Origin of the sequence: Candidatus Chlorohelix allophototropha (genome assembly GCF_030389965.1) — a bacterium.
In the GTDB taxonomy this organism is placed as follows: Bacteria; Chloroflexota; Chloroflexia; order Chloroheliales; family Chloroheliaceae; genus Chlorohelix; species Chlorohelix allophototropha.
On sequence record NZ_CP128400.1, the window covers coordinates 1,630,268 to 1,656,505 of the forward strand.

Sequence of the window (26,238 nt, forward strand, 5' to 3'; positions counted from 1 at the left end):
GGTTATAGTTTGATAACAATAACACTAACGTTATCCTCACCACCCGCAGAATTAGCAGAATTAATAAGTTCTTGGCATATGGTAGCCGGCTCATCATATTTGTTGATGATATATGAAATTGACATATCAGGTAGCATATCCCATAAACCGTCAGAACACAATACCAAATGAGTATATTCAGAAATTCGAAAGAAATCGGTATCGGCTGACATTTCTAACCGTTGTCCTAGTGAACGGTACAACACGCTGCGTTGTGGGCTATCCAAGGCTTCCTGAGCGGTAAGTGCCCCTGCTTCAACCAGTCGCGCTACCAAAGAATGATCTTTGGTTATTTGCTGCAATTGCCGGGTTTCTTTGTTCACGCCATACAATCGGCTATCCCCAATATGCCCTACATATGCCATTGAACCTAGAATTATAATACAGGTCAAGGTTGTTCCCATATTATGGCGAGCTTCCTGTCCCTGCTCAATTATTAACTGATTGGTATTTTCTATCAGGCGTACAAGTATTTCGCCCGGAGTTTCACCGGTTGAACCCGGCTTTAAGCCAGATAAAGCTCTCAAGTAAAACTCATTAACTACGTTTTTCGAAGTGGTTCGAATCGCAATATTACTGGCAACCTCCCCGTTTTCATGTCCACCCATTCCATCCGCAACCGCAAAAAAGCCGAATAATTGCTCTGGTACATTTTCGCTTCGCGGAATAGTGCCCATAAAAACAGTCAAACTATCCTCGTTATTGTCCCGAATCATGCCGACATGAGAAGCAAAGGCTGCCTCAATTTGTTGGCATTTGACTTTTTGAGGAATCAGCGAACTCGTGCCGTTAACCGTTACATCAATAGGTTTCACCTCAAGTTGAGAAAAATCCATTGATGAAAGCGGTTGTGTAGCCATATCAGGATCAGGTCTTGTAAGCTCTTCGGTTGGCGCTACTACGGGTAGATTTTCTGTAACTACCGGAGCCTTTTCTTTGCGAGTTTTACTGCGACTACTTTTGCTTTTCTTTTTTTCGCCAGAACCGGGTATGTCTTTATTAAACAAGCTCATTTCTCCCATGACTATATTGCGATGGCATACAATCGGTTATCGAGGGAACCGATGTAAAGAGTATCATTAGCAATGGCAGGTGAGCATACGATCGCGTTACCGGTTGGATAGAACCATTTGGCATCACCTTTATCCGCATCCAGCGCATAAATATTGCCGTCTGCAGCCCCGAAGAAAACAAGCCCATTTGCTACTCGCGGTGAACTTACTATTTGACTTTCGGTGTTAAAAGCCCATAGTTTAGCACCACGTTTAGCATCATAACAGTACAACATACCATCCCCTGATCCAAAATAAACTTTCCCATTGTGGAAACTAGGAGATGAGCGGATTGGTTTACCCGTTTTAGCTTTCCACACCAGAAAACCGTTTTGGGTATCGATGCAATAAAAATTGGAGTCCTCCGAACCGATATATACATACCCGTCTGCAACTGCTGGCGTACTCACAATACTGTTCAAAGTATCAAACTTCCAGTTGATGTTGCCTCGTGAAATTTCCAGCGAGTAAAGCTTACGGTCTTCACTACCGATGTAGATGCAACCATTGGCTATAGTAGGCGAACTGCGCACCCTGCCTAAGGTACGCTGTTTCCACAGCGCTTTGCCGCCCCGAATATCAACCCCATAAACATGGTTATCATCTGAGCCAAAGAACACATAGGATTGGTAGAGTCGCGGTGAACTGCGAATAGGACCTTGTGCTTGGAAATCCCACATTTGCTGCCCTTTTTGGATTTCGAGCGCATATAGCTTGTGATCCTCACTGCCTACAATTAGCAGTTGAGTCCCACCGGGAATTTCTGCTATACAAGGGCTACTGCTGATTCCGGCACTGGTGGGGGTTTTCCATAAGAATGAGCCATTTTTTGCATCAAGGGCGTATATATTGGTGTCATAGCTGCCAATAAAAATCGAGTTGCCGTAAACTAGCGGCGTTGCGCGGATTTCCTCTTCTACCTTGAAATCCCATAACAATTTGGCTTGAGGCAAATACTCTGGCACAGAAAGAATCCCATCCTTAGCAGATGCTTGTCCGGGACGAGCTACAGGAACCATTTTTGTGCCATCTGTTCCGGTATGGGGGCGTATTGTCGGATTAGTGCCCGGTGTTGGCGTAGCGTTGAGTTTGGCTTCGGCTACCTTTGACATATCTAGGTTAAGGGCGTGCGTTCCATGACTGGTAGCTTCTACAAGTCCGCTTAACTTGTACTGAAACCTTACGAGCGCTGCTTTCATTTCCTCAACGTTTTTCCAACGATCCTCAATAGAAAACTCCAACGCTTTCATTACAATCGCTTCCATCTCAGGCGAGATTTTAGGATTAAGCGTTTTTGGCATGCGCTCATGGAAGGTAAAGGGAATTTCCAAGCGAGGGTCGCTATTGGTAAGAAGGTGGTGCATGGTAGCGCCAAGGGCATAAATATCCCCGGCAGGTTGACCTATACCCTTGTATTGTTCCGGGGGCGAATAGCCCTCTGTGCCGATCATAGTCCCTTTTTTGTCGTCTAAAAAGACTTTAGCAATACCAAAGTCAATTAGCATCAAACGTCCATCATTATTGAGCATCACGTTTGAAGGTTTCATATCGCGGAAAATGATAGGACCGGGCTTTTGATTATGTAAATAACTGAGCACTTCACAAAGCTTTATAGCCCATTCCAACACATCGCGTTCATCTAGCGGAGAATTTGCAGCTTCAAGGAGGGACTCAAGATTTTTCCCATCTACATATTCCAGCACCAAGAAGAAGCGGTCATTGTCTCCGAAGAAATCATAAATTTTGGGAATCGAAGCGTGATTGAGCTTGGCAAGAATATTTGCTTCCATCTCAAAGCGTTGCATTTTATCACGCCGCGCCGCCGGGTCGGTGGACATATCAAACATTTCTTTGACGGCGCATACCCTTACGGTTTGAGTAAATCGCATATCACGGGCGCGGTAAACGGTACTCATACCGCCGTAACCTACTACTTGCTCAATTTCGTAGCGACCCTGTAAAACATGCCCACGCGACATGGTACTAGTTGTACCTAGACTATTGCGCAACGAATCCAACTGAGATGTTTGGTCGTCTCGCGGTTTAACATCTTTGCCGAGTTGTCCCGTTCCTATTTTCTTTAGTAATTTATTAGGTTGCACTTGTGCTGCTCTCTCTGGTTAGCAACGATGATGGGGTATCCAAATAGCTTGAAGTGAGTAACATACCCTCAGCCCATATTCACGACCTAATTGAAGATATTTTATGTAACTTATATTTAGTCAGAATACTGATTATTCTTAGTATTAGCTATTCTTGATTATAAAAGAGATATTAATTCATTGCAATACGTAGCCGGAAGAGCGCGCTTATAAGAAATTTTTGTCAGGTTTTTTTAGAGTTTCCAGATGGTATTATGTACGCTGGTTTCGATCCCGCAGTAAGTACAACGTTCTCGCTCTAAACCGCTAGAGACAGCTTCTGTCTCAGTACGTGAAATTAATAATCTATGACATTTATAGCAAAATGTATTACCTCCGGCAGTATTATCGCTATTTATTGTCACTCCTGCACTAGCCAACTGGATTTTTTGTTGCTCCACATTATGAAGATATACGTACTTCAAATCGTTTTCTTCTGCCAGTGATTTAATATACCATAAGATGGTGGGATCTCCATCGCCTGCCAATGACAAATGCCAGGGAGTGGTTTCGCCTAATACCTGCTTAATCCATGCTGCAATAGTTTTCATTTCGGTAGTAGAATCGTTTATTCCGGGAACAATTCTGGTATTTATTTCCACATGAACTTTGAATTTACGTTGCGCTTGGCTGGCATTTTCCAGAATCTGCTGGAATTGGGTTTGTCCACTGAATACCCGGAAAGTTTCTTCGTTGAACGAATTTATCTCTAACAAAATACCATCAAGATAATCACCGATATTATTCAATACTTCTGAGGTGAAATAGCCGTTCGAAACAATAGCAGTGAACATGCCGTTAGCTTTAACCAGTCGCATTGCATCGTAAAGAAATTCATACCACATGCTTGGTTCGTTATAAGCAAATACCACGCCGCGACAGCGTTGCTCAATACTGAACTTTATGATCTTTTCTACGGGTAATACCCTGATATTGCCTGAAGGAAAATCATCATTATGATCCACTCCACCCACTCTGGGGTAGTTCAGCCCATAACCGCCAATCGAGAACACTTTTGTACCGGGGAAAAAATGGTAGAAATACTTACGTTCTATCGGTTCAAGGTCGGCGTGGCTGATTATGCCATAGTTCAGGGTGACGAGTTTTCCGGCACGGTTGGTACGTACTTTGCATACGCCGCTTTGACCTTCTGACAGTTCGCAGCTTATTTCACAAACTTTGCAGCGTATAGCCTCAGAGGAAGTTGCCTCAAATAAAGGCACAGGCTTGATAGCGGTATCTGGTATATTTCCGCCAATCTGATTATTCTCGGTCACAAGCGCCTGCTTTTAAGCTGAATACCAACAATTGTTACGATTAGCTTCACAATTTTATTAAATTTTAGTATAGCACAAATACTCCTTATTTGTCAGTACAAACCTTATAGGGCTAAATCAAATAATCCCCAAAAGTAAGGCTAACTGCTATTGGCTTATTATGCTATAATTTAAAGGTCATTAAAAAGCATGGATTTTTAAGGAGCTTTTATCGCGGTGTCCGAAGAAAATAATTACAAACCTCAGCCAACTTTGCCTCAGGCTATGGAATCTCCAATCGTGCCGCAACCCACCTCTGAAGTGGTTGTTGAGCAATATGGTTACCGGAACTCTGCCGCCGATGCTTCCGCTGAACCGATGGAGGGTCAGATAGTTTCTGAGGAGAGTCAAAGCTTAGACGACTTGCCCACTACTTCTCCAGTTCCAGCGAAGGCGGTATCCCCCAAACCGCATAAATCTTTTTGGAGAGAGGTGCTGGAAACTGTTATTCTTACCATACTGATTTTTTTCCTTGCTCAATCGCTCATCCAGCCTTTTCGGATTCAGGGCAGCAGTATGGAGCCGAATTTTCACACCGACCAGTTATTGATGGTTAATAAAGCAGCCTATTTTCATTTTGATGTTAACCCTTGGTTGCGTTTAATACCGGGTGTTAAGGCGGAAGGCTCAAGTGTTTGGTGGGTCTTTGGCGGACCAAAGCGTGGAGATGTGGTGGTTTTTGAATATCCACGTGACCCAAGCCAGGACTATATAAAACGAGTCATAGGTTTTCCGGGTGAAAAAGTGGAAGTACGCTCCGGTGTGGTCTATGTCAATGACCAACCTTTAACCGAGCCTTACATAAAGGAAGCCTCGCTTTCTCCCTACGGACCGATGGTTGTACCTGAGGGGACTCTATTTGTACTTGGTGATAATCGAAACGGCAGTAGTGACTCGCGTGCATGGGGTTTTCTGCCAATTGACCGGATAATCGGAAAAGCTATGATTGCCTACTGGCCTCTCGGTAAAGGTTGGGGCATAGTAAACGAGGCTAGTTACAACTAATATTACTCTGAGATACTTTTCCACAGCATTTAAAACATGCTATACTACGGGATAAGAAAGCCTCGCTCAGGGTTTTCGGTTCTAGCTTTTTCAGGGAGAGCCATCATGATTGAAGCAAAAATTCTTAGCATAAGGATGAGTCTTGTGACTCAGCATAGAGTTGTCATCCTCAAGGAAGTTAACGCCGAGCGTTACCTGCCAATTTGGATTGGCGCTTATGAAGCGGATGCAATTGCGGTTGAGTTACAGGATGTATCTGTATCACGTCCTTTAACCCACGATTTGCTACGTTCTGTTATTGGTGAGCTTGGCGCAAAAGTTACCAGTATCTTGATTAATGATTTGCATGATGATACTTTCTATGCACGTATCATTATGGATGTTGGTGGGCGGCATGTCGAAGTCGATTCACGCCCCAGCGATGCGCTGGCTCTGGCGGTGCGGGTTGGCTCTCAAATTTATGTAGATGAAGCGGTAATGGATAAAGCCGGCGTATTGCTGGATGGACAGGGTAAAGAACAGACCAAAGTTGAAAATCCTAAAGCTGATAAGGTTGACGATGAGAAACTGGCGGTCTTTCGCGACTTCATAAACAGCCTTGACCTTGATGATTTAGGCAAGGGCAAGGACGACTAGTCCTGTTAATTGAATCCTGAAATTCTATTTTTTTCGGGGTGAACTCTGTTTCACCCTCTTTTTTTGGAATTTTTCTCAACGAGGAGATATTTATATGACCACTACACAGCCTGATTTGAGCGATCGAAAGACTCGTTTGAAGTATAAGATGGAGGAAGCCCGCCGCGATTTGGTGGATACCATCAAGAATCTGACTGATGAGCAACTTAAGCTGCCTACCGCCAATCCCGGTTGGACAATTTACGATATGCTATGCCATATTACCGGGGCAGAAGGCGGAATGGAAATAATCGCACAGCGTATATTGTCTGGCGAACAAACTATGGTAGAAGGCTTTGATATAAATCGTTTTAATGCCGGACAGGTGAAAAAGCGGCAGGGAAAGCTAGTTGCCGATATGATTGAAGAACTAAACCAGAGCCGTGCCCGTATGATGGCGGTGCTGGATAGCGCTACTGATGAGCAGTTGAGCTTGCGCGGACAACACCCTGCTGCCGGTGAGATTGACCTCTACGGGTTGTATGTGGTGATTTACAGGCACGAACGCGACCATACCGAGAATATTAAGGAGGCATTGGCTGCTGCCGGAAAATAATGGATGAGCGGAACTGAAGCTATAAATATCGCCGATTTCGATTATCACTTGCCACTCGAACTTATTGCGCAGCAGGCTGCCGAGCCTCGCGATAGTTCGCGGTTGATGGTACTAAATCGCCGGGAGCAGCAAATTGGGCATCTCCCGGTTTTTCGCGATATTGTGGATTATCTCAAGCCCGGTGACGCGCTGGTAGTGAATGAGAGCAAAGTTATACCAGCGCGCTTGTTTGGGCGTAAAGCGGCAAGCGGTGGTCAGATGGAGCTTTTGTTGCTGCGACCAGCCGATCATCGCCCTAATATCCTCGATGCGGTTATCTGGGAAGTGTTGGTGCGTCCCGGTAGAGGGGCGCGCGTAGGTGCAATCTTTGTTTTCGGAGATGAGCAGCAACTTACGGCAGAGGTATTGGAAATAACCCCTACCGGCGAACGAATAGTACAGTTTAACGAACCGCCATTACCCTTTCTGAACAAATTCGGGCAATTGCCTCTGCCTCCCTATATTCACGCCAAACCTGCCGACCCCAATCGTTACCAGACGGTGTATGCCACCGCCCCGGGTAGTGCAGCTGCTCCAACCGCCGGGTTGCATTTTACCCCTCAATTGCTTGAACGAATAGCCGGTAAGGGAGTCAGTTTCGAGCGGGTGCTGCTACATGTGGGTTTGGATACCTTTCAGCCTGTCAAGGAAGAGAACGCGCTAGAGCATAAAATGCACAGCGAATGGTGTCAGCTTGAAGCGGAAGTGGCAGAGCGGTTGAATCGGGTAAGGGAGCAAGGTGGGCGCATAATTGCGGTTGGTACTACCACTGTTCGCACCCTTGAAACCGCCTTTGACCAAAGTAGCGGCAAGTTGGCAAGCTATTCAGGCGATACCCGGATTTATCTCTATCCCGGCAAGCAGTTGCGGGCGATTGATGCGCTGGTGACTAATTTTCACTTGCCGCGCAGCACCTTGCTTTTGTTGGTGAGTGCGTTTGCCGGACGAGAGTTTATGTTAGAGGCTTACAATGAGGCGGTCAGGCTGGGCTATCGCTTTTTCAGTTTTGGTGACGCTATGTTAATACTATAGGTTTGAGGATGATTCAGCTATTAACCGGAAAAACAATTTTTATTACAGGTGGCACGCGCGGCATCGGCAAAGCGATTGCGCTGGCGGCGGCGCAGCAGGGTGCACAGGTGGTAATTACCTACCGCGACCATGCAAAAGCCCGCCGCGCCACGCAAACTAAGCACTTACTGGAAAAGAGCGGGGTGCAAGTCTTGCTTTTGCAACTTGACATAACAGATATCAATCAAATTCGTCAAGGCTTGCAAGAAACCAAGCAGGCTTTCGGGAAAATTGACGCACTGGTGCTGAATGCGGCGGGTGGCTTGGAAGCAGACAAAGATGCGGACTACGCAATGCGCTTTAACCGTGATGCGAATTTGTGGCTGGTGAACGAGGCGCGAGAAATTGGTTTGCTGGGTAATGGGGCGTGGGCAATTTTCATCACTAGCACATGGGCGCATGATTACCCGCAGATTGAACCCCCTTCGTTCTATCTGCCGGTAGCCACTACCAAACGCGCTGCCGAAGATGCTTTGCTGGCTTTGATACCAGAACTAGCGCACAATAGAGTGGGGATGGGCGTGGTGGTTGCGCCGCTGGTCAGCGATACCGGCGCATATGCGGTGATAAAGCTACGTCATCGCGAAGCTCTGGCACAAGAAGCGGAGGAAGGGCGCATGATTTCGCCGGAGACGGTAGCGGAAGCGACTCTTTCATATCTGAAAAAGCCGGAAGTAGAATCCGGGCATATTATTTATCTTTAGGATGGGGGCAAGGTGGCGTTCGAGTACGAAGAACTGAAGCGATCTAACAATAGTGCGGCAAGAGCAGGTATTTTGCATACCCCGCACGGTGATATTCCAACCCCTGTATTTATGCCGGTGGGTACGCAGGCAACCGTTAAAACTCTCAACAACACTGATCTTTACGATCTGGATGCACGGATAATTTTGGGCAACACTTACCACTTGTATCTGCGCCCCGGTCATGAGTTAATCCGCGAGTTGGGCGGGCTACACCGTTTTATGAACTGGAAACGCCCTATTCTGACCGATAGTGGTGGTTTTCAGGTGTTTAGCCTCGGTCCGTTGCGTAAGATTGATGAGGAAGGGGTAACCTTCAAGTCGCACATCGATGGTAGCACCCATCGCTTTACCCCGGAAGTGGTAATGAATATTGAGCGTGACATCGGCGCAGACATTATTATGGCTTTTGACGAGTGTGCACCCTATCCGAGCGTCCCGGAATATACCCGCGCTGCTATGGATCGCACCCATCGTTGGGCAGCGCGTTGCTTGGAAGAATATCACCACAGCGGTACACCTGATAAACAAGCGTTATTTGGAATTATACAGGGCGGCTTTTACCACGAACTACGCCACGAAAGCGCGCGCTATCTTACGCAAGAACTAGATTTTCCGGGCTATGCGCTCGGTGGTTTGAGTGTGGGTGAGCCAAAGGAAATTTTCTATGAAATGATGGCTTCCACTGCCCCGCTTATGCCTCGCCATAAGCCGCTCTATGTGATGGGCGTGGGTTCACCCGAAGATTTACTGGAAGGTATTTTGCATGGGGTAGATATGTTCGATTGCGTGCTGCCAACCCGCATCGCTCGGAACGGTGCATGTATCGTGAAGGACGGGCGGTTGAATTTGCGCAATGCTGGCAATTCCCGCGATGAACGACCGATTCAGGAGGGTTGCGGTTGCTATACCTGTCAGAATCATAGTCGTGCCTACCTACGCCACCTGTTCCGTTGCGAGGAGATTTTGGGCTTGCAACTGGCTACAATTCATAACGTCCATTTTCTGGTGGCTATGATGCAAGAGGCGCGAGTGGCTATTTTTGAAGATCGCTTCGAGGACTTCCGCGAACAATTTCTGGCAAATTTCCGTATTATCCCACATGAAATTCGCGAGAAGAATCGCGAGGCACGTGCTGCCAGCCATAAAAAGAAGAATTAGCCACAAGTAATTAGCGCTATAGCAGTTAGCGCCGTCAAAGCCAGCACAGCTTTCTTGCATATCCGTCAGCAGATTAGACAAGCGCTCCTCAGACCTTTACGCCCTTTAGAAGACTGGAAATTATCCGCAATAGGCACCTCACTTTTTAATTCCTAGGTGCCTTTGCGAATAATACTGTGGTTTCACTTTTGAGGAGAGCATCTCAGATTTGGGACATTTTTATTTTCATTTCCCTAAAGTCAATACTGCCTCTTTATTTTTGTCCACCGCGGAAGAACTGAACAAGAAAGGATGGTATTTGCCTCCTTGCCAATCGTCAATATTATCCCCGTAGTGGCTGTTAAAAGGCTGTCCCGATTGTCCGATGGTGTTGGTAATTAGCGAGTCGTCAAAGCTTGCCAAGTTTATCAACTCCCGGAAAGATGCGCCACTCGATTGTTTGTAAGGCTCCACATAGCGGTAACTGGCAGCATTTACAGTATTGCCATCTCCGGCGCGTTCTAGAGTACGCAGATTCAAGATGGCATTGAGTGGGAAAGGCGCAGCGTCTCCGATTGGCGTTTCGGTAAAGCTCAACGTATGCAATTTGCCCCACTTCCAATCATTAATGTTGCTACCGAATTTGCCGTTTAGATAATCTACCGCTTGTCCTAGCGATTTTAGCAACATCGCATCGCGCCCACCTTCACCCCACCAAGCGTTCTGGGGGTCTTTTAGCAATTTAATAACGAATGGTACATGAAAAGCTTGATTACCGATATAACGCTCGTAAGCGTCACCCATTTTGTTTTTGAACATGTTTTCAAGTAGGTATTGGTAGGTTACTTTGTACAACGCACCGGGAGACGAATCGGCGGTAAGATTCCCATCCCACTCGCGCAACCGCTTTAATGGTTCTACCAACTTGGAATCGTTGCTTTGTAGGCTACCCGCCACTTTAGCAAGCTCTTTACCGGGCAACGTTACGGTGTCAAACTGGATAGCTCCCAAATCCTGCAAAGAAAGTTTCTCTTTAGCCTGTAATAGATCAGTAATACGTTGCGCACGCCAACCCGGGTCAAATTCTTCGCCTATACTCAAGCCGGGTTTCATATTTGCAGGACGTTGGTTAGCTGTTACGATAAAGCCGTTGGGCGGGTTGTAAACCGAAGGCAATTGTTCAAACGGAACAAAGCCCGTCCACTCATAGTCACCGTTCCAACCCGGAACGGGTAGCAAACCATCACCTTTGGCGCGGGTAGGCCATAACCCGGTAAGTTGATAACCGATGTTGCCATCTACATCGGCAAACACGAAGTTTTGCCCCGCAATATTGAAGCCTTTTAACCCCTCTCGAAACTCGTTCCAGTTATTGGCTCTGTTATATTTTAAAACAGCGTCTATCAGCGGAGATTTTTGCAGGGCAACCCATTCTAATGCCATTGGATATTGGCTGTTTTTAATTGAATCCACCACATCGTTCATTATCGGACCATGCCTGGTAACACGCACCGTAATAGTCTCGGTGGCTTTACCCTTTACCTTTATTTCTTCCTTGATAAGGCTCATGTCCTCAAATTTGCTCTGAAACTCGTACTGATTGGCATTGGCAGGGTTAATTTTCTCCATGAAAAGGTCTTGCGTATCGCCGCCAACGTTGGTAACACCCCACGCTATCCGGTCATTATGCCCGATAACTACGCCCGGTACTCCGGGGAAGGTGACACCTGCCACGTTAAAACCTGCGCCATGCAACGAAACCTCGTACCAAACTGAAGGGTTGCGAATGCCCAGATGTGGGTCATTTGCCAACATCGGTTTGCCTGTAGTGGTTTTAGTGCCACCTACCACCCAATTGTTGCTGCCTTGTCCAGACATATCCCCATTGCTTATAATAGAAGCCGCGCTATTTAAATCAACCAGCGCAAGGCTCTTTTCCATATCAACATAGCTTACCCCGTTAGGTACAATCAAGGGAGTTCCTTCTGCACCGTTTAAAGGTAATAACAGCGCCGCATCTTTTTCACCTAATTTTTCTACCAACGCTGCCCGAAGTATCTCATTGGTGTAATTACCACCCAAATCGTATGCCATCACCTTACCCCATGTGACAGAATCGAGGGGTGTCCAAGGTTCGGGGGTAAAGCCCAACAGCGTAAACTCGATTGGGAGGTTGTCTTTATGGGTATCAATAAAGGCATTGATACCTTGCGAATAGCTCTCAATGATTGTTCGTGCTTCGGGAGCAAGTAGCGGCAGTTCCTGTTCGGCGGCACGTCTCAAGCCGATAGTGCGAAGAAATTTGTCGTTATCAAGAGCGGCGCTGCCCAAAACTTCGGAAAGTCGCCCGCTGCCGACTCTGCGGTTAAATTCAAGTTGCCAGAGACGATCTTGGGCTGTGACATAACCTTGCGCTATAAAAAGATCGGTCAGGTTATTGGCATAAATATGTGGGACACCAGCTTTGTCTCGCACTACTTTCACTTCAGCGGTTAAACCGGGGATTTTCAAGGTAGTGTTAGTTTCTGGTTGTGGTCGAATTAACAACCAGTAGAATAAAATTGCAACTGCTACTATAACTATCACCACTACCGAGAGTAAACCGAATAGCGAGAAACGCAGTATTGTTTTTCCTCGGCTACGTACTTTTTTCGGCGCAACAGGCGCAACTTGAGCACGATTAAGTTGCTTTGCCATTACATCCTCCTTGATGCAAGCTTGGGGTTAGTAGAAATTAATGAAATTGTTTTCTGGTAGAATGTTACATAGTATAGCATTTTTTCTAGCAAGCTGAAATATAATTAGCACGATTTTGAGCTAAACTTACTATCAAGCGAGTGTGGAATGAACATACCTTATTATGAATATGGCGACCGAATTGGTCGCACCGCTCGTATTCGCACCGGAAGTGCTGCTGTCATTTATGATAGCGATGGTAAAATCTTACTAACCCGCCGAAGCGATAACGGACGCTGGTGCTTACCAAGCGGTGCGATGGATCCGGGCGAGAATTTAGAAGAAACCTGCATCCGCGAAGTCTGGGAGGAAACCGGGTTACATGTAAAAATCAAACGGTTGGTGGGCATTTACTCTACTCCTCACCGAGTTACGGTCTATGCTGAAGATAACCGCTGGCAACTTGTAGGGTTATGCTTTGTGGCAGAGATTGTCGGAGGGCGATTAGGTTTGAGTGATGAAACTACTGAGGTAGGTTTTTACCCGTTTGAATCACTTTCTGAAATGGATATTCTTGAACCGCACCTCGAATGGATAACGGATGCTCAAACCAATTCAGATAAGATTTATATTAAGTAAATAAAGTGCTATAGCTCTTAAGAAATTGAGTGCAAAAATTCCTCAAAATTCCAAAATCAAATCTACACATCTGTTTTCCAATTACTATTGATGCAATTGGAAAGAAGGACTACTTAAAATGAGAATGGAAGTAGGTTATAGCAAATTGCCTGAATAACTGTGCTGCCGCCGAAAGATAGCGGCTATCTACCCAAGCCAACCCGATCTGGCGTTGGCATAATGGCTTTTCCACCTTAAGTTGTACCGGAAGAGGGTCAATTACGCCCTGCCAAGCCAACGCCGGAATCAGCGCTACCCCCAGTCCTGCCGCTACCAAACTTCGTGCAGTTCCAATCTCTTCTCCTTCAAAAGCAATCTTAGGTTCAAATCCGGCTTCACGGCATAGGTTATCTGCCAAATCACGCAAACCATAGCCATGCTTGAGGCTGATAAAATTATCCTCTGCTACTTCCACGAGATTAATACACGGACGATTGGCAAGCCGATGTCCGGGTGGCACTGCTAGATACATTTCTTCGGTCATCAAAACTTCCCAACTTACTTGGGTTTTTTCGATTACAGGTGCGGAAATACACAGGTCAATTTCTCCGCGCTCAAGTTGGTCTATCATTGCTGTAGCCGAGTTTTGAAAAAGGCGAAAGGTTATCAGGGGATGTTCTGCTCTAAAGGTACTCAACAGACCGGGTAAAAGATGTACCCCTACTGTTGGTAAAATTGCCAACGCCATCTGCCCCTTTTCTGATGAGTTCATATCTTCCAACTCACGGCGACCGTCTTCCAATTCCTTTAGCGCATTTTCCACTTTTCGCATGAAAAGCTGACCCATCCGGTTTAGCTTAACCTGCCTGCCTTGCCTTTCAAACAAAGGTACGCCCAATTCCTCTTCCAAATGAGCCACTGCCCGACTCAAAGAGGATTGCGATATAAAAAGCTCTTCCGCTGCATGGGTGAAATGTTGGAGTTTTGCTACACTCAAAAAGTATTTCAATTGTTGTAGTTCCATTTGAATAATGTCCTATATGCATTGATTTCTTGCTAATTATGTATTGGACGGCATAAATTATAACAGGTAATATTTAACTGCGGTAATCATTTTTATAATATGGGAAAATTACTTTCAAATGTCGATTCGTGAAGCGTTCTTGTCCACTAGAGTAGATTCGCAACATAAAACGGTTTCGCAAAGCACGATTTTATGGGTGTTAGGCGGTTCTACCGTAGCGGTTTTTTCAAATATGTATGCTACTCAGCCGATATTACCGATAATCGGTGAGGAATTCGGCTTAACGCCCAGCGAAGCAGGTATGACTGTTAGCTCATTGGTGTTGGCGGTAGGTTGTAGCGTGTTATTTTTCGGATTCCTGATAGATCGCTTTGGACCTCGCCGGGTGATGGTGGCAAGTACACTGGCATTGGTCTTTCCTACCCTGCTGTGTGCCGTTTCGCCTTTTTTCCAGTTTCTACTGCTGTTCCGTGTAGCACAAGGTCTGTTAATTCCGGGGTTTATTGCCGGGGTACTCGCTTATATTCATGAGCAATTTTCCAGCAAGCGCGGCATGGCAATCGGTTGGTACACCGCCTCCACTATATTTGGTGGTTTTTCCGGGCGAGTAATCAGTGGTTTACTGACCGAATTTGTAAATTGGCGTACTGCCTTTGTGGGGTTTGCCCTTTTTAATCTGGTAGCCTACTTGATAATGCGCCGCTACTTACCGGAATCGCAGCATTCCTCGCGCAATGCTACCATCCGCAGCAAAGGACATAGTTTAAACAGTTTTATTATTGCCTTTAAAAACCGCAATCTGGTAGGCGCATTTCTGGTAGGTCCTGCAATATTTTTCCCCTTTATCGGTTTGTTTACCTACTTACCTTATTATCTAACCAAACCCCCTTTCAATCTCTCTACCTTGCTGGTCAGTTTTATCTTCGTGGTATATTTGATTGGTACTTTTTCCGCGCCTATCGCGGGCAGACTGAGCGATAGGTACAGTCGTCGGGTGGTTATAGGGATAGGGCTGTTGATAATGATGTTTGGGGTTGCCCTGACTTTAACCCCCTGGCTGTTATCCGTTTTTGCTGGTTTGCTATTTTTATGCTTTGGTATGTTCACGGTGCAATCCACTACCAACGCCTACGTCGGCGATAATATTCAGGAAAATCAGGGGCGCGGTAGTGCGGTGGCAATCTACCAAATGTTTTTCTATCTGGGCGGTACTGTTGGTGGCATAGTTCCCGGTTTGTTGTGGCAAAGCGGCGGTTGGTTACCCTTGATATGCGGATGCCTTGCCGTGTTGCTCGCCGGATTCCTCGCCGTCATGTGGGTCTGCCGCTAAACTAAAATCGGCTAATCACCGGAGCAAACGCTTATAGCTCATTACCCAACCCCAAAACTTGGCTTGTTATAATGAACCGAAAACTGAACAACCAAAAAGGGTTTGCTAGGGTTTATACTTAAAAATATGACAACACCTACTTTTCCATTTACACCATTTATTTTCCACTCTCAGCACTTTGCTTCAGGCTTTTCTTCGTAAACCCTTTTCCCCGCCTGAGCTGTTACAAAATTTCAGAAGCGATGCCAAGTTCAACTTGTTAAACATTGAATCGCCCTAGGGTTACGTAACCGCTTGACATTCCCCCCTGCTCTGTCTAAACTTGGGCTTATCGGATTAGCGGATAACCAAACACCCCGCCCGACAAAAATATGACATTATCACCACTACAACACGGGCTGAGCCTGTATCTGCATATTCCTTTCTGCCGCACGCGCTGCACCTATTGTGATTTCAATATATATACCAACCTGCGCCATCTATACCAACCTTACACCGAGGCATTGTGCCTCGAAGTGGAACGCACTTTGGCAGCGGTTGTGCGCCGGGATTACAATCCACTTGCGCCACTGTCTCTTGTTTCGGAAACTGGGGATGCGCTTCCACCGTTAGATATAGAGACGGTCTTTTTGGGCGGTGGCACTCCCTCGCTGCTCTCTCCTATGCTGTTAGAACGCATCATGACTTCAATCAGACGTTATGGGACAATTCGAGAAGATGCAGAAATCACGCTTGAAGCAAACCCCGGCACGCTCAATCTCGAAAAATTAAAGACGCTACGGGCAATAGGCATCAACCGCTTGAGCTATGGAGCGCAGACTTTTGACGACGCGCAACTGAAAAAACTGGGGCGCGCCCACGATAGCGCCGAAATTGGGCGCTCTTTTGCGCTGGCACGAGAAGCCGGATTCGATAACCTCAGCCTTGACTTTATCTACGGTTTGCCGGGTGAGACGCTGGAAAGTTGGCGCGATACGCTAGATAAGGCTCTCGCGTTGGAAGCGGAACATCTCTCGTTATATGGGCTGATTGTAGAAGAAAATACCTCTCTCGGTAAGCGCGTGCTGGCGGGTAAATTACCGCTGCCGGAGGATGATACTGCCGCCGATATGTACTTGCTGGCGTTAGAAAAGTTAGCACAGGCGGGTTATTTGCAATATGAGATCAGCAACTGGGCGCGGGGCAGTTTGGAAAAATACGCCTCACGCCACAACCTGACTTACTGGCTAAACCGTCCATATATCGGCTTCGGACCGGGGGCGCACTCCTGCTTTGCAGGCTATCGTTTTGCTGTTATCAAAGACCCGCGCGAATATATCCAGCGAATACAAACGGGTGAGAGCGTGATTGATAACACTGAAGCGGAAGAAGTTACGCCCGAATTGAAACGAACCGATACTGTGATTCTGGCGTGGCGCACCAATGCCGGATTAGATTTGCAAGCGTTCGAGGCAGAATTCGGCAAGTCGTTAGATGAATTTTATCCCGGCAAGGTTGCCAGATTCCTCGAACTTGGCTTGCTAGAAGAAGGGTTCAACGCTGTGGGTAATCCGATTTTGCGTCTTACAGTGCGGGGACGCTTGCTCAGTAATAATGTTTTTGTAGAGTTCTTGCCAGATGTATAAAGATTAAGAGACAAAGGGAAAGTGGGGTTGGGATGGAATACCGGGTCTTGTCCAGAGGTGAAATTGACCTGATGTACCGAATTGACCGCAGCGAAGTCGTCGAAGAAATTTACTACAATCAAGACGGCACGCTCGACTTAAAGCAAGAATTTTGCGATATGCCGGGTTTTGCTCCGGGCGAACTGGACAAATTGGTGCGGCGCATCTACGCGCTCTACGATGAGGGCGGCACGGTATTAGGCGCGTTTGAGGGCAATACCATTGCAGGAATTGCTGCATTGGAGGTCAAGTTTAGAGGTAGCGACCGTGATACTATGAACTTGCTGGCGTTATTTGTGAGCAAGCCCTATCGCCGACAAGGGATTGGGCGCTGGTTGGTGGAAGGAATCGCCCAGAAAGCTTGGGACATGGGTGCAACAAAACTATACATCTCTGCTACCCCATCCCGCAATACGGTGCAATTTTATATGGGGATAGGCGCACAACTTGCAAGTGAGATTGATCCTGAGTTATTTGAATTGGAACCGCTGGATATTCACCTTGAGTTGGATATTCGTGCGCCATGGTAGGTTTCTTACACGGTAGCAACTAGAGGGTTGTGATGTTGAAATATAGGTTTGGTGGCGTGATAGTAGCAATGCTGCTGGCGGTAATGCTGGCAAGCGCATTTGACCTTCCGACGGCGCAAGCAGCAGAAAACCGTGCCAGTGTACTATGGTATCAAGGCAGCGCCGTAGAATTTAGCGGTTGGAAACTAGACGGATTGCGACTTGATGGTGAGGCTTTGACACTCGACCCGATTCACAGTAAAAACGCCAACGATCCTTACGCGCCCGGCAGCTATAACGGCGGCAATTACTTTAACGGCGGCAGTTACTACTATGGCGAAGGACTAGCCCCATACTATGGTTCGCCCGGTGGTTTTAACAGTGCAATTGCGAGTTGGAACGCCGATGCGCCACCCGGTTCATGGGTAATGGTGAGCTTGCGTGCGTTGGTGAATGGACGCTGGACAAAGTTTTACACGATGGGAGTGTGGGCTGCCGATAATGCTACTGTTCGTAGGCACAGTGTGGATGGGCAGAACGATGCAGATGGGCGGGTAGATACCGATACGCTATCGCTGAACTCGTCTGCCGTCGCTTTCCAGCTAAAAGTAACGCTATACAGCGCGAACCCAACTCTAGCATTACCCCATCTGTGGCATGTTTCGGTCAACACGTTGCGAAACGGCACAACTCCTGCTTTTAGCTCTGATAGAAAGGCGTGGGGCAAGGATTTGCCTGTGCCAGAGCGCAGCCAGATGATTTATCCTGATGGAGGAGAGGTATGGTGTAGCCCCACTTCGCTCTCGATGGTAATGGCTTTTCTGGATGGCAAATACGGCTTAAGCGGTTTGACCCGCACTGTGCCACAAACCGCCGAGGCGACCTACGATTGGATTTACAAAGGTAACGGCAACTGGCCCTTTAACGTGGCGCACGCTACCACTGGGCTAAACGGCGCACTAAACGGTGCGGTGATGCGCTATCAATCGCTGGTACAGGTAGAACGCTGGATTGAGCAGGGCATCCCCGTAATTGCCAGTGTGGCATATTCGCCCGGTCAATTGCCCGGTTCGCCTATTAGCGCTACTGACGGGCATTTGCTGGTAATTCGCGGTTTTGATACCAACGGCAACCCGATTGTGAATGACCCCGCCGGTGACCCGCGCAAGGGGCAGAGCGTGAGGATTGTGTACCCTCGCGCTGCTTTCGAGCGTGTTTGGCAGGATGGTTCGGGCGGGGCTGTTTACTTGCTCTATCCGCGCAACGGTTGGACAGACCCGCGCCAGTGGATTTCTCCCGATTATGTGGGAAGTCAGTACGCCTACCCTGAAATCGGTAAACTCTGGAGTGATGCCGATGCCGCCACTCTGAGCGGCAAGAGCGGACGTGGTTGGGTGTGGGGAACAGGACCCAGTACCCCTGCTATGTTGGAAAACTATGATGAAGGGGTGAACGGATTACGGGTGGTGCAATATTTTGACAAAACCCGGATGGAGATTACCATCCCACAAGGCGACCGCAACTCGCTGTGGTTCGTGACTAACGGCTTACTGACAGAAGAACTGGTGTCGGGCAAGATGCAGGTGGGCAACGGGCGTTTTGAGAATCGCACTCCCGCCAATATTCCGGTAGCAGGCGACCCAGACAGCCCGCTTGCGCCCACTTATGCTACCTTTGAGAACCTTGCCACGCTGCCCGGTTTTGAACAGACGCGGAGAGCTACCAATCACACTGGGCAGCCGATTAGCGAAACCCTCGACAGGCAAGGGAATGTTACACAGGGTAGTTCTGGTGGGCTGAAATACGCTAACTATGACGCGAAATTGGGACACAATATCCCGGACGTGCTGTGGAGTTGGATGAATAACTCGGCGCGTAGTGGCATCGACAATTGGATTTTCGTGCTAGGCTATCCCATCAGTGAACCTTACTGGGTTCAAGTGAATATTGGGGGGAAACCGGTGCGAGTATTGGCGCAACTGTACGAGCGACGCGCCCTCACCTATAACCCGGCTAATCCAGCAGAGTGGCAGGTGGAAATGGGCAATATTGGGCAGCATTATTACCGCTGGCGTTACGGCGGATGAGCAAGCCTTACGTTTGTGGTATAATTTTTAAGGTTAAACTAGTATAAATTATAAATTTAAGGAATATAATTACTCCTAATGTGGACTTCTACCAAAATCGGAATTGACCTCGGTACCGCAAATGTACTGGTGTATGTAAAAGGCAAAGGCATCGTGTTGAGCGAGCCAAGCGTGGTGGCAATTTCAACCAAAGATAATCGTGTATTACAAGTAGGCATGGCTGCCTATGAAATGATGGGGCGTACCCCTGAAACGGTCGAAGTCATTCGCCCTATGCAAAACGGCGTAATCGCTGACTACGTTGTAACCGAGGCGATGCTGAAGCATTTTATCAGTCGCGCAACTGGACGGTTCGCGGTAGTGAAGCCCGATGTAATGATCTGTATCCCCGCCGGGGTTACCAACGTAGAGATGCGCGCGGTTCATGATGCCGCGATTCAAGCGGGTGCAAAACGCGCTTGGCTTATCCGCGAGCCTTTGGCGGCGGCAATCGGCGCTCAAATCCCTATCGCCGAGCCAACCGGCAACATGGTAATTGATATAGGTGGTGGTACAACCGAAGTAGCGGTTATCTCCCTCTACGGTATCGTTACCAGCAATAGCATCCGGGTTGGTGGTAACAAAATGGATGATTCGATTGCCAGCTACATCAAGCGCAAGTATAACCTGATGATCGGTGAGCGTACCGCTGAAGAAATCAAAATCCGCATCGGTAGCGCCATCCCGATGGAAGAAGAACTCTCAATGGAAGTGCGTGGGCGCGATCAGGTGAGCGGTTTGCCGCGTACCGTCATTGTACGCAGCAATGAAATAACTGAAGCGTTGGCAGACCCGCTCGAATCCATTATTGGGGCGGTGCGAACGGTGCTGGAAGATACTCCACCCGAACTCGCCAGCGACATTATAGATCGTGGTATGGTCATGACGGGGGGCAGTAGCCAATTGCGCAATATCAGCCAGTTATTGGCAGACGTAACGGGCGTTCCATGCTATGTGGCGGATAACCCGATGAACTGTGTAGCCATCGGTACGGGCGTAGCATTGGAATACATCGACCTCTTGCGCGACTCACTCAGTGGGGATTTTTAACCAGAAAAGCATTTAATATAAACAGGGTGTGGAATAACCACGCCCTGTATTTATTTCCAAGTGTCGTATTTTTCGTTTCTCTGCCTTACGTTGTTGAGAGTTCGGTGTAAGCACCCCTAAAAGTTTCCAGATTTTTCCGCTGACAGTTTGTCTAGTACTCTTTGTAAATCTGCCATATGATACGGCTTGGGTAGCACTGCTTTGAAGCCAAAATGCATATAATTACTCATTATTGGGTCATTGGAGTAGCCGCTACACACCACCCCTGTGACCTGTGGATCTAGTTCTAACAGCTTTTTCATAGTTTGTTTGCCACCCATTCCGCCCGGAATCGTTAGATCGAGCAGCACCACATCGAAAGGCTGACCAGCTTCGAATGCGGTACTGTAAAGTTGGTAGGCTACCTCTCCTTCTTCGGCTACTGCCACCGTGTGCCCTAGTCTCTGCAAATATTGTTTCACCAAATTTCTCAAGAGTTGCTCATCATCCATGATTAATATTTTCATAGGGGTAACTGCTTGCGTAAGTCTTGAAACCGCCGCGATGTGACTCCGCACAGCAGAATCCGCTTGTTGATTGGTGGCAGGCAGATAAATGGTAAAGGTTGTACCCTTACCTACCACGCTTTCTACCTCAATATGTCCATTATGTTGTCGGATAATGGAATGGCAAACCGCCAGCCCCAATCCGCTACCGGCTTTCTTGGTGGTAAAGTAAGGGTCAAATATCTTTAACAGATTTTCATGAGGGATACCCGCTCCCCCATCCCGGAAGCTAAGCTGTACATAGAGTCCTGCCCCTAATTCCGGTAACGTGTCCGCTCCAAGCCTCAAATTCTGGGCTGAGATGTTAATGATACCGCCTTGCGGCATTGCCTGAATTGAATTCAACACCAAGTTTTGAAAAACCTGCCCTAATTGCCCGGCATCCGCCTCTATCGCGAACAGGTCTCGTGGCAGGTCAAACACCGCCTTTACGTTGGTACCGTGCAGAATGAAACTGGAAGATTCTTCAATTATTTGCGGAAGGGTAATGATTTGCTTAACCGGGTGACCGCCCTTAGAAAAGGTCAAAAGCTGGATGGTTAGTTCGCGCGCGCGCTGAGTGGCGATTTGAGCCTGCTCAATAAAATCTTTGAGTTCTGCAATTTGTACCGATTCGCTATTTTCAAGATAATATTTACTGAGGTCTAAGTACCCGGTTATGCCAGTGAGCAAATTGTTAAAATCGTGTGCCAAACCGCCCGCAAATACCCCCAACGATTCCAGCTTTGACGTTTTCTGTACTTCTTGTTCCAACTTTAGCTGTTCTGTAACATCCCGGAAGACCAACACTGCCCCAATAATATTACTACTATGGTCTCGAATGGGGGCACAGCTATCCATAATGAGGCGCTCAACCCCATCACTGGCTACCAGCAAGGTATTATTTTGCAGCAATATTACATGTCCGCTATTAAGAGTTTCCCAGAGCGGGCTTTGGCGAGGTTGGTGGGTTTCTTTGTCCCAAAGGCTAAAGACCATATCAAGCGGTTGTCCGATTGCTTCGGTGTGGCGCCAACCGGTCAACTCTTCCGCTACCCGGTTGAGGAGCGTAATATTGCCTTTCAGGTCGGTAGTGATTACCGCATCCCCGATAGAACGCAGGGTCACGGAAAGTCGTTCTTTTTCATCCGCCAGGGATTGCTCGATTCGCTTGAGGTCGGTAATATCCTGACTTAAAATTAAGCCACTGAGTATATTCCCCTGTTCATCCTTGATAGGTACTGCCTTGACTAGAAATGCCCGCTCGTTAAAGGAAGTCTCGAAGGTGCTTTCAATTCCAGCAAGGGCAGCCCGGTAATAGGGCAAAAGTGCGTCCACCGATTCGGGCGGCAACACTTCGTGGAGGGTTTTACCTTCCAAATCCTTAGTGACAAAGCTGTCCCGTTCCAAAGCATCGCCTTCTACCACCAAGAAACGCAAATCACCATCAAAAACCATTACGGCGCTATCTGGCAGGTTATGCGCCAGCAAGCGGTAACTGGCTTCGCTCTGTCGCAACGCCTTTTCCGCTCGCACCCGCTCTGTAATATCTATTGCTACTCCGCCTATTAGCGCCGAATCACCAAGTGGGAATTTATTTGTCAGCACATACCCTATGGAACCATCCCACCGCACATAACTCTCTTCCACTTCGAGCGTTTCATTGTTTTCAAATACTTTCAGGTTGTCTAGCTGGTATTGTTCTGCCATTTCTTTAGGAAATATATCAAAGGCGGTCTTGCCAATGATTTGTTCCTTTTCCCGCCCGATCAGGCGTGCGAAAGATTTGTTTATGTAGCGAACCCCCCCCGCAGCATCCAGCATCCAGGAGAGCGTTGGGGAATTGTCCATAAAAGCCTGGAACCGCGCTTCGCTCCGATACAGGGCAGTTTCCAGCCGCTTGCGTTCGGTTATATCGCGGGTGATACCCAGTATTCCCTTGAAAGTACCAGCAGAATCAAACATCAGGCTGGTTGATACCTCAGTCCAGACGGTGCTGCCATCCTTGCAAGGTTGTTCCACCTGATGTATTCTCCGCCGAAGCTTACCTGCTTGGGCATCCTGAAAAAGACTGACCATGCTCTGCCGCATCACCTCGGCAGATTTAGGGGTCACAGCTTCTTCAATAGTTTGGTGCATAACCTCTTCTGGAGTATAACCTCGAAGATATAGCACTGACGGGCTGACATAGGTAAATTGCCTTTCTATATTCATCGTCCATATCACATCACTAGAATTTTCCGCGACAAGCCGGAAGCGTTCCTCACTCTTCTGCAAAGCAATTTCAGCCTGTTTACGGGCTGTTATATCGTGGGAAATGACAGAAGTGCCGATAATGTTTCCGTAGATATCCTTCACCGGCGAAAGGGTCAATGAAACATCAATTTCAGTGCCGTCTTTGCGGAGACACACCGTCTCATAACTGCTAACACGTTCGCCCCGCCGGAGAGCTTCTACTAGCGAGGACATTTCAGCGTGATGCCCCGGAAGCTCCAGTAGATTGATAGAACAACCAATCATTTCCTCAGCGGTATAGCCATACATTTTGGTTGCGCCGACATTCCAAGTTTGAATTATCCCCTCCAGCGTCTTGCTAATGATTGCATCCTCGGAATATTCCACGATGGCAGCCAACTGCGCCTGCGCTGTAGTAGCTTTTCTAAGTTCGGTAATATCCTGAAGTTGGCTTAGTACGAAGTTTTCCCCGTTCAGTTCTATTAGCTCGAAGTAACCCAGCAAGTGCAGCACATCCCCGTCCCGTCGTTTCAAGGACATCTCCACCCCATGCAGATAACCCTCTTTACGGACTAATGCTTGCCACTGCTTTCTGATGTCAGAGGCATTCAGCGAATCAAGCTCAAACGAAGTGCGCCCGATTGCTTCCTCTTTGGTATAGCCGAAAAGCTTCAGGGCGTAATCATTGACCTCCAGAATACGTCCTTCGCTCGTAGAAATAAAAGATGCTATCGGACCGGACTGGAATATTTTGGAGAATTTTGCCTCGCTCTTTATGAGTTCGGTAATATTCTGAAAAACCAACGCTACCCTACTGATATTACCTTGCTCGTCTTGAACAGGTACGGTATTCATTTTGACGAATAATTTGCGCCCATCCCTTGCCACCAAGGTCAAAGGCTCGTCCTGTTTTGAAAACAGCCCATTGGTAATAGCCGATATAGTTAAAGCTTCCGCCGGAAGTCCCCTACTCTCGTATTGTAACCTTACAACTTCGCCTAAATGTTTGCCCAGCACGTCCGCTTGTTTCCAACCGATTAGACCTTCAGCAGTCGGATTTATGAAAGTGATAGCTCCTGCCATATCAACGGCAATCAACCCCTCGCCAAGGTTCTTTACAGTGATAGTGAGCCATTCATCCAGCTTTTTCACTTTGTGATCCATCTGGCTTTTGTGAAGCGCTAGTTCGATTGCAACTTTTAACTCTCGATCATCGAAAGGCTTCAATATATAGGCATACGGTAGGGTGATTTTGGCGCGTTCCAACGTAGCATCGTCTGAATAAGCAGTGAGATAGATTACCGGAATATCGTAAATAGCATGAATCTGGGAAGCGGTTTCAACCCCATCCATTTTACCTTTCAGGATAATATCCATCAGTACCAAGTCTGGGCGGTTCTTAGTTACACTTTTAACCGCTTCTTCGCCCGAAGAAACCATAGCCAATACGCTGTAGTCAAGCGCCATAAGGGTTCTTTTAATACTTGCCGCTACGATTTCCTCATCTTCAACCACCAGAATTTGTGCTTTAGCCATAGCATTACACCCTCTCCCGGTATCTTAGTTCCCGGAACTTGATTATGAAAGTAGTCCCGTGCTCTTTCAATAATTCCAGCGTTCCATCCAATTGTCTGGTTAGCATAGCTACCAACTGCATGCCAAGCGTTTCTGTATTGTGAGGATCTAAATTCTCAGGGAGACCAACTCCATCATCGCTTATTCGCAGGCAAAACATAGCTGTCGCATCTCTTGAAAGCTCAATCTTGACGATACCATTGCGGTTGTCCGGAAAGGCGTGTTTAAAGGCATTATATAAAAGCTCATTTATAATAAGACCGCATGGGATAGCCGTATCCATATTGAGCAAAACCCCTTCGATTTTTACATCTAAAAATACTTTTTTGGGATCAAAGCTCAGTGAATGATGCAGATTAGTAATTAAGCTCTGGATATAGTTTTCCATATCAACCCTTGAAAAGCTTTCTGCTTGGTAGAGCTTTTGATGTACCAGCGCCATACTCTGCACCCGGTTCTGGGTTTCAATAAATAAGTCAGCAATCTCTGGGTCTTTTATATTAGCCGCCTGAAGTTTCAGCAAGCTATAAACCACCTGCAAGTTATTTTTGACGCGATGGTGCAACTCTTTGAGCAAGGTCTCTTTCTCTACAAGGTTCGCCCTTATTTGACTCTCTGCCTGTTTTTGCGCGGTCAAATCCGTTGCCACTAGGCAAATTACGGGAAGCACGTCAACTTGCATAGGGCTAAAAGCTAGATCGAAAGGCGCCTGCTTGCCAGTAACCGTGCTGAGATTCATTTCATACCGAAAGTTTGCTATACTACCCTTCTCCAGCGCCCCCTCAAGAAAAGGCTTGTCTTCAATGGCAACAAACTGTTGTAAATATGAGCCGATAATCTGCTCTATCGGCAGTTCCATAAGTTCGGCGAAGCGCTGGTTGCAATAAAGGATAATACCGGATAGATTCAAAGTAACAGCACCCTGCGACATTTGTTCCACAAAGAGACGATAGGGGAAATCTGCCCCTTTTATGGTAAAAATCTCGTAAGTTCCATTTGGGTCTTCCATAACCAGTGCGTCAACTTCGTGCCGCCGAATAGCATCAAGGGTTTCCCTCGCTTCCGCCAGTTGCTCCCGTAACGACTCTACTTCCTCAAGTAACGTTTTTAGCTGATCACTCATACCTTAC

Annotated in this window: 19 protein-coding genes; 12 read left to right on the forward strand and 7 right to left on the reverse strand. The window is 47.3% G+C overall.

The window, feature by feature from the left end:
• Positions 1–2: 2 nt before the first annotated feature.
• The 3 genes from OZ401_RS19565 to OZ401_RS19575 form a co-directional block, all read right to left on the reverse strand.
• Positions 3–1,046 (reverse strand): PP2C family protein-serine/threonine phosphatase, encoded by a 1,044-nt coding sequence (locus OZ401_RS19565; RefSeq protein ID WP_341470203.1) that lies wholly within the window; start codon positions 1,044–1,046, stop codon positions 3–5.
• A 17-nt stretch (positions 1,047–1,063) separates the two neighbouring features.
• Positions 1,064–3,193, reverse strand: a complete 2,130-nt coding sequence (locus OZ401_RS19570) for a beta-alanine-activating enzyme beta-propeller domain-containing protein (protein ID WP_341470204.1) — start codon at positions 3,191–3,193, stop codon at positions 1,064–1,066.
• 233 nt (positions 3,194–3,426) lie between these two features.
• Positions 3,427–4,509, reverse strand: a complete 1,083-nt coding sequence (locus tag OZ401_RS19575) for a radical SAM protein (RefSeq protein ID WP_341470205.1) — start codon at positions 4,507–4,509, stop codon at positions 3,427–3,429.
• Positions 4,510–4,725: 216 nt separating this feature from the next.
• On the opposite strand from OZ401_RS19575, the gene lepB reads away from it, so the two are divergent.
• From lepB to tgt, 6 genes are all read left to right on the forward strand, one after another.
• Positions 4,726–5,553, forward strand: coding sequence for a signal peptidase I (gene lepB, locus OZ401_RS19580; protein WP_341470206.1), 828 nt, complete (start codon positions 4,726–4,728; stop codon positions 5,551–5,553).
• A 105-nt stretch (positions 5,554–5,658) separates the two neighbouring features.
• Positions 5,659–6,189 carry a bifunctional nuclease family protein gene (locus OZ401_RS19585; protein WP_341470207.1) on the forward strand — a complete coding sequence of 177 codons (531 nt, stop codon included), beginning with the start codon at positions 5,659–5,661 and terminating at the stop codon, positions 6,187–6,189.
• Positions 6,190–6,283: 94 nt separating this feature from the next.
• Entirely contained in the window at positions 6,284–6,784 is a 501-nt protein-coding gene (locus tag OZ401_RS19590) for a DinB family protein (protein ID WP_341470208.1), read from the forward strand.
• A gap of 3 nt (positions 6,785–6,787) precedes the next feature.
• The gene (gene queA / locus OZ401_RS19595; protein ID WP_341470209.1) at positions 6,788–7,855 is read left to right on the forward strand and encodes a tRNA preQ1(34) S-adenosylmethionine ribosyltransferase-isomerase QueA; all 1,068 of its coding nucleotides are present in this window, start codon (positions 6,788–6,790) and stop codon (positions 7,853–7,855) included.
• An 8-nt stretch (positions 7,856–7,863) separates the two neighbouring features.
• Complete coding sequence (locus OZ401_RS19600; protein ID WP_341470210.1) at positions 7,864–8,598, forward strand: SDR family oxidoreductase; 735 nt, start codon at positions 7,864–7,866, stop codon at positions 8,596–8,598.
• A 12-nt stretch (positions 8,599–8,610) separates the two neighbouring features.
• Positions 8,611–9,798, forward strand: coding sequence for a tRNA guanosine(34) transglycosylase Tgt (gene tgt / locus OZ401_RS19605; protein WP_341470211.1), 1,188 nt, complete (start codon positions 8,611–8,613; stop codon positions 9,796–9,798).
• 225 nt (positions 9,799–10,023) lie between these two features.
• Here tgt and OZ401_RS19610 read toward each other — a convergent pair whose 3' ends face one another.
• Positions 10,024–12,474 (reverse strand): penicillin acylase family protein, encoded by a 2,451-nt coding sequence (locus OZ401_RS19610; protein WP_341470212.1) that lies wholly within the window; start codon positions 12,472–12,474, stop codon positions 10,024–10,026.
• 147 nt (positions 12,475–12,621) lie between these two features.
• Between OZ401_RS19610 and OZ401_RS19615 the strand changes: the two genes are divergently transcribed.
• Positions 12,622–13,092, forward strand: a complete 471-nt coding sequence (locus OZ401_RS19615; protein ID WP_341470213.1) for an NUDIX domain-containing protein — start codon at positions 12,622–12,624, stop codon at positions 13,090–13,092.
• Positions 13,093–13,201: 109 nt separating this feature from the next.
• Here OZ401_RS19615 and OZ401_RS19620 read toward each other — a convergent pair whose 3' ends face one another.
• A complete protein-coding gene (locus tag OZ401_RS19620) occupies positions 13,202–14,095 on the reverse strand; it encodes a LysR family transcriptional regulator (RefSeq protein WP_341470214.1) in 894 nt (297 codons plus the stop codon).
• 118 nt (positions 14,096–14,213) lie between these two features.
• Between OZ401_RS19620 and OZ401_RS19625 the strand changes: the two genes are divergently transcribed.
• The 5 genes from OZ401_RS19625 (at position 14,214) to mreB (ending at position 20,774) form a co-directional block, all read left to right on the forward strand.
• Positions 14,214–15,425: an MFS transporter gene (locus OZ401_RS19625; protein WP_341470215.1), complete on the forward strand. Its 1,212-nt coding sequence runs from the start codon at positions 14,214–14,216 to the stop codon at positions 15,423–15,425.
• A gap of 371 nt (positions 15,426–15,796) precedes the next feature.
• Positions 15,797–17,050, forward strand: a complete 1,254-nt coding sequence (gene hemW / locus OZ401_RS19630) for a radical SAM family heme chaperone HemW (RefSeq protein ID WP_341470216.1) — start codon at positions 15,797–15,799, stop codon at positions 17,048–17,050.
• A gap of 32 nt (positions 17,051–17,082) precedes the next feature.
• Positions 17,083–17,619 carry a GNAT family N-acetyltransferase gene (locus tag OZ401_RS19635; protein ID WP_341470217.1) on the forward strand — a complete coding sequence of 179 codons (537 nt, stop codon included), beginning with the start codon at positions 17,083–17,085 and terminating at the stop codon, positions 17,617–17,619.
• 32 nt (positions 17,620–17,651) lie between these two features.
• Entirely contained in the window at positions 17,652–19,685 is a 2,034-nt protein-coding gene (locus tag OZ401_RS19640) for a peptidase C39 family protein (protein WP_341470218.1), read from the forward strand.
• A gap of 78 nt (positions 19,686–19,763) precedes the next feature.
• A complete protein-coding gene (mreB, locus tag OZ401_RS19645) occupies positions 19,764–20,774 on the forward strand; it encodes a rod shape-determining protein (RefSeq protein WP_341470219.1) in 1,011 nt (336 codons plus the stop codon).
• A 116-nt stretch (positions 20,775–20,890) separates the two neighbouring features.
• On the opposite strand, the gene OZ401_RS19650 is transcribed toward mreB, so the two are convergent.
• Positions 20,891–25,069: a hybrid sensor histidine kinase/response regulator gene (locus OZ401_RS19650; protein ID WP_341470220.1), complete on the reverse strand. Its 4,179-nt coding sequence runs from the start codon at positions 25,067–25,069 to the stop codon at positions 20,891–20,893.
• A 4-nt stretch (positions 25,070–25,073) separates the two neighbouring features.
• Positions 25,074–26,231 (reverse strand): PAS domain-containing sensor histidine kinase, encoded by a 1,158-nt coding sequence (locus tag OZ401_RS19655; protein WP_341470221.1) that lies wholly within the window; start codon positions 26,229–26,231, stop codon positions 25,074–25,076.
• Between the last annotated feature and the right edge of the window lie 7 nt (positions 26,232–26,238).